The 287-nt window shown below is 55.7% G+C and carries 1 protein-coding gene; it reads right to left on the bottom strand.

Annotated features, from left to right (window positions below):
• Window positions 1-287, bottom strand: a 287-nt coding sequence (locus tag AC6CHM_RS25175; protein ID WP_498176085.1) for a hypothetical protein, incomplete at both ends; no start/stop codon positions are given.

Here is a 287-nt window from a genome sequence, read left to right as displayed (position 1 = left end):
TCCCTGATCACGCCGGTCGTGCCCTTCGACAGATCGGCAAGCTTCTGGTCAACCTTGTTGAGCTGGCTCTTGTTAACCGCGTCCGTATCGGCAGTACCTTCGGCAACATTGCCAATCCGGCTGGTCTTATCTTTGCCATGGGAGGCGCTATAGGCACCGGCATTATTATCATAAAGCAGCGCATCTTTTTGCAACGAACCAATCTGCCCGCCCTGCGTGACGAGACTGTCACCCTGGGCTTTGACCGTACCTTCGGCTGCCGTCAACCGGATGCCCTGATCTTTGAC

The organism is Phyllobacterium sp. GQ127, from assembly GCF_059758635.1.
The sequence above is the reverse complement of the archived record's forward strand: the minus strand, read 5'-3'. Positions and strand labels throughout refer to the sequence as shown.